We start from the raw sequence: 8891 nt of genomic DNA on the forward strand, positions 1-8891 counted from the left end.
GGCCGAGCCCCTCAGCGCCGGATTGTTGACTCGTACCTATGATCGAATATAGGTCACAGACAAGGTCCTGTCAAGGCGGCGAGCTCAACCGCCGACCGGTTCCTGGACGATCCGGACCTCGGCCCCGGCCACCACGACGTGCCGCAGGTCCGGGACGAACGCGTCCACGCCCGCCCCCGGTGCGGACAGATCGGTCTTGGACACGCCGACGAGGTGGCCCACGCCGGCGGCGCGGGCGGCCGCGATCCCGGCGGCGGAGTCCTCGAAGACCAGGCAGTCTGCCGGCCGCTCGCCGAGCAGGCCCGCGGCGGTCAGGTAGGGCTCCGGGTCCGGCTTGCCCCGTTCGACGTCGTCGGCGGTGACCAGCGCCGTCGGTGTCGGGAGCCCGGCGGCCGCGAGCCGGGCGCGGGCCAGGGCTCCGGTGCCCGAGGTCACGATCGCCCAGGTTCCGGGCGGCAGGGAGCGCAGCAGCGTCGCGGCCCCCGGCATCGCCCGCACCCGGTCGGCCTGCTCCAGCTCCATCCGGTCGATCATCGTGAGCGCCTCGGACCGGTGAGGTGCGGCGACCAGACGCGCGACGGTCCGACGGCTGGGAGTGCCGTGCACCTGCGGCACCACGACGTCGGGGTCGAGCCCCCAGTGCTCCGCCCAGCGGCTCCAGACCTCCTGCACGGCGTCGTCGGAGTCCACCAGGACCCCGTCGCTGTCGAAGAGCAGGCCGGAAGCGCGGAGGATCACCGGCCCACCGTACCCACCCGCTCGGCGGGTCGCGGCCGTCGTCCCGCCGCCTCACGCGACATCATGGGGGCAGCACCCACACCCCGCCCCCAGGGAGGCCCGATGTCCCACTCCACCTCGCCCGCGTCTCCCTCCGGCTCCCGCATGGCCTGGGCGTCCGGGATCTCCGTGTTCGCCGGGGTCATCCTGATCAGCGGCGGGGTGTTCCAGGCCGCGCAAGGCATGGCCGCGGCCCACAACGACAAGATCTACGGCGCCGTCGACGACTACCTCTTCAAGACCGACCTGTCCGCCTGGGGCTGGGTGCACATCGTCGTGGGCGCGGTGATGGTCCTGGTCGGCGCCTCGATCCTGGCCGGCAAGAAGTGGGCGATCGCGGTCGGCATCGGTGTGGCCGCCCTCTCGGCCCTGTCGAACTTCCTCTTCCTCCCCCACTACCCGCTGTGGGCGCTCGTCCTGATCGCGTTCGACGTCGCGGTGATCTGGGCGCTGAGCACCGAGTTCGAGCGGTAGCGGGGAGCGGTCACCCCAGCGGGGAACGAGGCACGAAGCGCCCCCACCCCGGAGGTACGTCGGCAGGCTCGCCGCCGACCGCGACCACGCGGCCCCGGACGAGCGTGAGCGCCGGCCAGCCCTGGACGACCCGTCCGGCGTACGGGCTGTGGTCGCAGCGCGAGTGGAGCCGGGACGCGTCGAGCCGTCGGGTCGCCCCAGGGTCGAAGACCACCAGGTCGGCGTCCAGGCCCGGCCGCAGCGCCCCCTTGACGCCGTCGAGCCCGAAGAGACGTGCCGGTGCACCCGAGGTGCTGTCGACCCACCGCGGCAGCGAGAGGTCTCCGGCCAGCACCCCTTGGTAGACCAGGGACAGCCGGGTCTCGACCCCGCTGAGGCCGCCCGGCACCTGCCTGAAGTCGACCCAGCCGGTCCCCCCGGTGCCGCGCCGGCGGTCCGCCACGGTGAACGGGCAGTGGTCGGTGGAGACGACCTCGACCTCCCCCGTGCCCAGTGCCTGCCAGAGCGCGGCGCGGTCCGCGTCGGTGCGCAGCGGTGGGGCGCACACGTAGTCGGGGTCGCCGTTCGCCAGGTGGGACGCCTCCAGGTGCAGGTAGTGGGGGCAGGTCTCGGCGTGGACGTCCACCCCGTCGGCGCGGGCCGCGCGCACGGCCTCCAGCCCCTCCCGGCTGGACAGGTGCACGACGTACAGCCAGGCGCCGGCTCGCCGGGCCAGCCCCGCGACCCGGCGGATCGCCTCGGCCTCGACCGAGGGTGGGCGGACGGACGGCACGGTGTCGGGGCCCGTGCGACCTTCGGCGATCGCGGCGGTGACCAGAGACTCCACCGTCGCGCCGTCCTCCGCGTGCACGCAGACCCGCACTCCGGTCGCCCGCGAGGCACTCAGGGCGCGCCCCAGGGTGTCGTCGTCGACCATCAGCCGGTCCGGGTAGGCCATGTAGAGCTTCACGCTCGCGACCCCTCGGGCCAGGAAGTCCGCGAACCGGCGGACCGCGGACCCGGGCTCGGCAGGGAGCTCGGTCACGGTGAGGTGGAAGCCGTAGTCGACGACGGCCCGACCCTGGGCGCGCGCGTGCCAGGTGGCCAGCGCCTCCTCCCACGGCTCCCGACCAGCGCCGGCGAAGTCGACCACGCAGGTGGTGCCGCCGCACGCCGCGGCCAGGGTCCCCGACTCGAAGTCGTCGGCCGAGGTCACGGCGCCGACCGGCAGCGCGAAGTGCGTGTGCACGTCGATGGCTCCGGGGATGACGTAGGCGCCGCCCGCGTCCACCACCTCGCCGCCGGCGGCTCCGAGGTCGGCCCCGACCGCGGCGATCCGTCCGTCCCGCACCAGCACGTCCGCGCGGTGGGGACCCGCGGCGTCGACGAGGGTTCCGCCGCGCACCAGGAGCGGACCGCTCATCCGGCCGGCTGGGGGTGCAGGGCCCGCCACACCCGCTCCGGGGTGAGCGGGAGCTCGTTCACGGCGACCCCTGTCGCGTCGAGGATCGCGTTGCGGACGGCGGGGGCGACGCCGTCGATGGCGATCTCGCCGACCGACTTGGCGCCGAAGGGGCCGCTGGCCTCCATCGTCTGGACGAGGTAGACCTCCATCGGGGGGGTGTCGTCGGGCCGGAAGATCCAGTACGGCCCGAACCGGGCGTTCACCGCGCGGCCGGCCTCGTCCAGCACCAGCTCCTCGGTGAGGGCGTAGCCCAGCGCCTGCACCATCGCGCCCTCGACCTGCCCGCTGGCGGTCGTGGGGTTGATCGCCACCCCGCAGTCCACAGCCATGACGAGCCTGCCGACGGTCACCTGGCCGGCCTCGGTGTCCACCTCGACCTCGGCGAACTGGGCGGCGAAGGGCGGCGGCGACTCGGCCGACACGTGCGAGGCGGTCGCCATGATCTGCTCCTGGTCCTCCACGTGCAAGGCGTTGAGGGCCACCTCCCCGAGCGACACCGACCGGCCGTCTCGGCTCCAGGCGTGCCCGGCTCGAAGCACGACCTCTCCGGCGTCCTCGAGGCCCAGCAGACGTGCGGCCCGCAGCGCGATCCGTTCCCGCACCTGCTCGGCCGCCTTCTTCACCGCCATGCCCGAGATGTAGGTGGTGCTGTCGGCGTAGGCGCCCACGTCGAACGGGGTGAGGTCGGTGTCGGCGGCGTACACGAGGACGTCGTCCACCTGGACGCCGAGGACCTCGGCGGCGATCTGGGCGAGCACGGTGTCGGCGCCGGTGCCGAGGTCGGTCGCCCCGACCAGCAGGTTGAACGACCCGTCGTCGTTCATCTTCAGCGAGCAGCCACCCATGTCCAGGTTGGGGATGGCGGTGGCCTGCATGCACAGGGCGAAGCCGATCCCGCGCCGGACGTGGGGCCGGTCGGGGGGCTGGCGCCACGCCGGGTCGGTGCGGCGCTCCCACCCGATCGCCCGCCGCGCCTGGGCGACGCACTCGTCGGTGGCGCAGCTGGTCACCCGGGGCATGTCCTCCGGGGCGATCTCTGTGGCACCCCTCTCGCCGAGCTGCGGGAGGATGTCCAGCGGGTCCCCGGTGCGCACCCAGTTCCGGCGCCGCAGCTCGATCGGGTCGAGGCCGAGCCCGCGCGCGATGTCGTCCATGTGCGACTCCAGCGCGAAGAGGGCCTGCGGGGCGCCGTACCCTCGGAACGCTCCCGCGACCGGCCGGTTGGTGTAGGCGACGTCGGCGGTGTACCGCTTGGCCGGGGAGTTGTACTCCGACAGCCCGCGCTGCCCGGTGACCGACTGCACGGTGAAGCCGTGCGTGGCGTAGGGACCGGTGTTGCCGACCACCCGCAGGTCCTGGGCCAGGAGGCGGCCCTCGCCGTCGACCGCGGTGCGGAAGGTGAGGGTCTGCGCGTGGCGGATCCGGGAGGAGACGAACTCCTCCTCCCGGGTGAGCTCGAGCCGGACCGGCCTGCGGGTGGCCAGCACCAGGTGGCCGACGACGTCCTCCAGCAGCATCTCCTGCTTGCCGCCGAACCCGCCGCCGATGCGCGGCTTGACCACCCGGATCCGCTTGACCGGCAGGCCGAGGAGCGGGGCCACCATCCGGCGGACGTGGAAGGGAACCTGGGTCGAGGTGCGCAGCACCAGCCGCTCGTCGGAGTCCAGCCAGCCGATCGTGATGTGCGGCTCGATCGGGCACTGCTGCTGCTGCTGGACGCGGAAGGTCTGCTCGAAGACGTGCTCGGCTGCAGCGAACGCCGCGTCGAGGCGCTCGTCGGGGACGGTCTGGCCACCGATGTGGTGGCTGATGTTGCGCTGGGCGTCGTGGATGCCCTCGGTGTCGGTCTCGTCGTGGATCACCGGTGCGCCGGGGGCGATCGCCTCGAGCTCGTCGAAGACCGCGGGCAGCACCTCGTAGGTGACCCGGATCCGCCGGCAGGCCTCCTCGGCGAGGTCGAGGCTCTCCGCCGCGACCGCGGCGACCCGGTCGCCCACGTGCCGCACCTTGTCGTCGAAGCTCACCTGGTCCCACGGGTGGGGGTTGGGCCAGCTCTGGCCTCCGGAGGCGTACTTCACGCGCGGGGTGTTGAAGGTGTGGAGGACGGCGTGGACGCCCGGTAGCGCCGTGGCCTCGGAGTCGTCGATGGCCACGATCCGAGCGTGCGCGTGCGGGCTGCGCAGCACCTTGGCGTACAGCATGCCGCGCGGCACCACGTCGTCGACGAACGCCGGGCGACCCTTGACCAGCTTGACCGCGTCGACCTTGGGCGGGCTCTGTCCCACCACGGTGGTGGGCGGCACGTCCGGCGAGGGGACCAGCCGCGGCATGGCCGACGGCGCGTCGGGCGGCGGACCGCCGGGGCCGTCGCCGAGAGGCTCCACCAGCACCGGCGCCATCGGCTCCGGCTTCTCCCCACGCAGCAGCGCGGCTGCCCGCTTCACCGCGTCGACCACCTTCACGTAGCCGGTCTCGCGGTCGAGGATCCCCGAGAAGGCGTCGCGGATCTGCCACTCCGTGGGATCGGGGGTGCGTTCGACCAGCGCCTTCGTGGCCAGGACCATGGCGCCGGCGGAGTAGCCCGACTGCAGGGCCCCGGACTCGACGAAGGCGGCCTGGATGGGGTGCAGCTCCCCGGTGGCGACGTCGAGGGCCTCGACGGTCGTCACCTCGTGGCCGTCGACCTGGGCCGCCAGCAGCACGTCGGCCGCCAGCAGCCTGCCGTCGACGAGTACGGCGGCCGCGCCGGTCTCGCCGGTCTCAGAGCCGTACCGGACGCTCACGCATCCCAGCCGCCGCAGAACGGTGAGCAGCGAGTCGCCCGGTGCGCAGGAGACCTGCGTCCGGACGCCGTTGAGGGTGAGCTCGATGTCCCTCATGCGATCGCCTCCAGTGCTCGGGCCACCAGGACCTCGGCCAGCGCGCGGCGGTACTCCGCTGACCCGCGGAAGTCACCCACCGGGTCGACGGGGTCCCCGGGCTGCACCAGCACCGGGGTCGGCGCCACGCCGGTCAGCGCCAGGCGACGTACCCCGTCGTCCGCGCGGACCACTGCGGCCACGATCGGGCGGTCGGCCGGGGTCCGGGCAGTCCGGACCGCCGCCGTGCGGCCTCCCACCCGGAGGGTCACCGCGGTCACCAGCCGGCCGGGAGCCAGCGGCAGTCCGGCCAGCAGCTCCTCCAGGGGGATCTCGTCGGGGGCGCTCCCGTCGCCCAGGTGCACGACGGCCTCGTGCACCAGCAGCGTGGCCAGCAGCTCGCTCTCCGCGTCCCCGGTCGCGACGCAGCCGCCCACGGTGGCCTGGGCCCGCAGGGTGCTCGGCTCCTCGCGTCGCGCCGCCTCGCGGACGACCTCGGGGGCGGCGTCGCAGTCGACGACCTGCTGCAAGGTCGCCATCGCCCCGATCCGCAGCTCGGCCCCCGCCCGGTCCTCGATCTCGGCCAGGCCCAGCGCTTGGAGGTCGACCAGCTCCACCGGCGGCACCGCGCGGGAACCGCCCAGCCGGCTGCCCCCGGCCAGGGCCACGGCCCCCGGTCGAGCCAGCAGCTCGCGGGCCTCCTCCAGGCTGGCGGGACGCCAGTACTCCGACACTGTCACCATGCTCACTGGTCTACTCCCCCTCCCGTGTGCTGGCTAGGCCTGGGCGCGGACGTCACGCCATCGTCAGCGCCATGACCGCCTTCTGGCCGTGCAGGCGGTTCTCGGCCTGGTCGTAGACGGCGCTCTGCGGGCCGTCGATCACCTCGTCGGTCACCTCGACGCCGCGCTCCGCGGGGAGCGGGTGGAGGTAGATCGCGTCCGGGGCCGCGGTGGCGAGCCGGCGGGCGTCGGTGATCCAGGACTCGTGGGCGGCGACCAGGCGCGCCTCCTCCGCCTCGTCCGACGTGGTCAGGGTCGCGCCCCAGCTCTTCGCGTACACGACATCGGTGTCCTTGATGCCTGCGTCGAAGTCGTCCATGACCTCGAACGAGGCGTGTGCCCGGCGGGCGTTCTCCCGGGCCTGGTCGACGAGGTCGGGCAGCAGGCCGAACTCGGGCGGGTGGACCAGCCGGACGTTCATGCCGAACCGGGGCAGCAGCATGATGAGGCTCTGGGGCACGCTCAGCGGCTTGGAGTACGTCTTCGCGCAGGCCCAGCTCACGGTGGCGGTCCGGCCTCGAGGGTCCCCGAGCCGCTCGATGATCGTCATCAGGTCGGCCAGGGCCTGGTGCGGGTGGAAGAGGTCGCACTGCATGTTCAGCACCGGCACCCTGCTCGCCTCGGCGACCTCCCGCAGGTAGGTGTTGCCGACCCCCCAGTCCACGTTGCGGATCGCGATCCCGTCGTTGTACCGGCCCAGGATCTCCCCGATCTCCTTGGCCGTGTCGCCGTGGGCGATCTGGGTCGAGCGACTCTCGATGAACTGCGCGTGGCCGCCGAGCTGGGCCATGCCCGCCTCGAACGAGGCCCGGGTCCTGGTGCTGGAGAAGAAGAAGAGCATGGCCAGCACCTTGTCCCGCAGGTAGGGGTGCGGACGGCCCAGCGCCCGGTCCCGCTTGAGCGCGAACGCCACGTCGAGGACCGTCTCGAGCTCGTCCCTGGTCCACTCCTGGAAGTCGATGACGTCCCGGCCCCGCAGGTGGGTCTGCATCGTCAGCCCCCGCTACTCGACGGCCCCGAGGACCAGCGCCAGCAGCGCCATCCGCATGACGACCCCGTTGTAGGCCTCGAACCAGTAGCGGGCGTGCCGGGTGCTGTCCACGTCGGCCGGAAGCTCGTCCATCCGGGGCAGCGAGTGCAGGATGATCGCGTCCCGCCTGGCCTTGTCACGCAGCAGCTCGCGGGTGACGCGGTACTCCGGCGGGGTGACGCCGTGGCCGGCGTCTGGGTCGACGCGCGACTGCGTGTAGTCGGCCTGGACCACGGGCTCCATGTAGATCACGTCGGCCTCGGCGAGGCAGGCCTCGACCGAGGCGACCTCGCGGTAGGCGACGTTGCGCGCGTCCAGCTCGGCCTTGAACTCCCCCAGCAGCGACATCTCCGGCGGCGAGACGACCATCGCCTCCATGTCGAACTGGGACATGGCGTAGAGGATCGAGTGCATGGTGCGCATCCGCATGTCGCCGACGCACAGCACCCGCAGCCCGTCGAGCGTGCCCTTGTCCTTCCAGATCGTGTAGAGGTCGGTGAGGACCTGGGTGGGGTGCTCGCCCCACCCGTCACCGCAGTTGATCACCGGCACCGAGGCCCAGCGGGCCGCCTCGTGGGGGGCGCCCTGGACGTGGTGCCGCATCGCGATCACGTCGCCGTAGAACTCCAGCATGTGGACGGTGTCCTTCATCGACTCCTGGTAGAAGTCGCCGGCGCGGGTCATCTTGGCGTCCGAGAAACCCAGGACGTGCCCGCCGAGCCGGTGCATGGCCGCCTCGGTGGCCAGCCGGGTCCGGGTGCTGGGCTGGTAGAAGGCGGTCAGCAGCGTCTTGTGCGTGAGCAGGTCGCCGTTGCGCCGCTTCTCGGCGTACGGCCGGAGCCCCTCGGCCACCTGGAAGATCTGGAAGTACTCGTCCCGCTCCATGTCCTTGAGCGAGAGGATGTCCCTCCCCGCGAAGCTCCTCATGCTGCCTCCTCAGTCACCGAAGGTGTCGATCATCAGCCGGACGTCGTCGCCGAGGGGGTAGAGGATCGGGCAGGTCGCGCCCGCCTCGACGTACTCGGCCACCTTGGCCCGGCACTCCTCAGGGCTTCCCGACGCGGTGATCTGCTGGACCACGTCGTCGGGCACCAGCCGCATGGCGCTGCGGATCTCCTCCGGTCCCGCGGGCCAGGTGAGGACCCTCCCGATCTCCTCGATCAGGGCCGGGTCCACGCCGCTGGCCTTCATGATGTGCGGCTGCTGGCCGAGGTACTGCGTCAGCAGCTCCCGCGAGCGGTCCAGGGCGAGCGCCCGGTCACGGTCGACCGAGCACACCACGAGCTGGGGCCGGTCGATGTCGTCCAGGGTGCGGCCTGCCTTCGCGGCACCGGCGGCGAGGGCGGCCATGGCCTGGGCGTTGTAGGACGGGCCGACCATGTAGTTGAGGACGACCCCGTCGGCGATGGCTCCGGCCAGCTCCATCATCTGCATGCCGGTGGCGCCGATGTAGATCGGCACCTGCTTGGGCGAGCGGTCGCCGTGGACGATGTCGATCTCGACGTCGTCGAGGTGGACGAACTCGC

8 protein-coding genes are annotated in these 8891 nt (G+C 72.7%); 1 reads left to right on the forward strand and 7 read right to left on the reverse strand.

Translation table 11 applies throughout. The features are described from left to right. Positions 1–84 precede the first annotated feature (84 nt). Positions 85–738 carry an HAD-IA family hydrolase gene (locus PLP61_RS11560; RefSeq protein WP_324502868.1) on the reverse strand — a complete coding sequence of 218 codons (654 nt, stop codon included), beginning with the start codon at positions 736–738 and terminating at the stop codon, positions 85–87. 102 nt (positions 739–840) lie between these two features. On the opposite strand from PLP61_RS11560, the gene PLP61_RS11565 reads away from it, so the two are divergent. After that, positions 841–1251 (forward strand): DUF7144 family membrane protein, encoded by a 411-nt coding sequence (locus PLP61_RS11565; RefSeq protein ID WP_324502869.1) that lies wholly within the window; start codon positions 841–843, stop codon positions 1249–1251. A 10-nt stretch (positions 1252–1261) separates the two neighbouring features. On the opposite strand, the gene hydA is transcribed toward PLP61_RS11565, so the two are convergent. From hydA to PLP61_RS11595, 6 genes are all read right to left on the reverse strand, one after another. Then, complete coding sequence (hydA, locus tag PLP61_RS11570) at positions 1262–2653, reverse strand: dihydropyrimidinase (RefSeq protein ID WP_324502870.1); 1392 nt, start codon at positions 2651–2653, stop codon at positions 1262–1264. Next, complete coding sequence (locus PLP61_RS11575; RefSeq protein ID WP_324502871.1) at positions 2650–5574, reverse strand: molybdopterin-dependent oxidoreductase; 2925 nt, start codon at positions 5572–5574, stop codon at positions 2650–2652. Before PLP61_RS11575 ends, hydA begins: the two co-directional genes overlap by 4 nt. Continuing rightward, a complete protein-coding gene (locus PLP61_RS11580) occupies positions 5571–6296 on the reverse strand; it encodes an FAD binding domain-containing protein (RefSeq protein ID WP_324502872.1) in 726 nt (241 codons plus the stop codon). Before PLP61_RS11580 ends, PLP61_RS11575 begins: the two co-directional genes overlap by 4 nt. Before the next feature lie 52 nt (positions 6297–6348). Continuing rightward, the gene (locus tag PLP61_RS11585; protein WP_324502873.1) at positions 6349–7326 is read right to left on the reverse strand and encodes an ornithine carbamoyltransferase; all 978 of its coding nucleotides are present in this window, start codon (positions 7324–7326) and stop codon (positions 6349–6351) included. A gap of 12 nt (positions 7327–7338) precedes the next feature. Then, complete coding sequence (pyrB, locus tag PLP61_RS11590) at positions 7339–8292, reverse strand: aspartate carbamoyltransferase (protein ID WP_324502874.1); 954 nt, start codon at positions 8290–8292, stop codon at positions 7339–7341. 9 nt (positions 8293–8301) lie between these two features. Continuing rightward, positions 8302–8891: LLM class flavin-dependent oxidoreductase (locus PLP61_RS11595; protein ID WP_324502875.1), on the reverse strand; the 590-nt coding region annotated here is incomplete at its 5' end.

It is taken from the genome of Nocardioides sp., from assembly GCF_035429765.1.
GTDB lineage: Bacteria > Actinomycetota > Actinomycetes > Propionibacteriales > Nocardioidaceae > Nocardioides.

Excerpts from the sequence above, each read along its gene's own strand:
- PLP61_RS11565 (WP_324502869.1), top strand. The coding sequence starts at position 841 with ATGTCCCACTCCACCTCGCCCGCGTCTCCCTCCGGCTCCCGCATGGCC.
- PLP61_RS11575 (WP_324502871.1), bottom strand. The coding sequence starts at position 5,574 with ATGAGGGACATCGAGCTCACCCTCAACGGCGTCCGGACGCAGGTCTCC.
- pyrB (WP_324502874.1), bottom strand. The coding sequence starts at position 8,292 with ATGAGGAGCTTCGCGGGGAGGGACATCCTCTCGCTCAAGGACATGGAG.
- hydA (WP_324502870.1), bottom strand. The coding sequence starts at position 2,653 with ATGAGCGGTCCGCTCCTGGTGCGCGGCGGAACCCTCGTCGACGCCGCG.
- PLP61_RS11585 (WP_324502873.1), bottom strand. The coding sequence starts at position 7,326 with ATGCAGACCCACCTGCGGGGCCGGGACGTCATCGACTTCCAGGAGTGG.
- PLP61_RS11580 (WP_324502872.1), bottom strand. The coding sequence starts at position 6,296 with ATGGTGACAGTGTCGGAGTACTGGCGTCCCGCCAGCCTGGAGGAGGCC.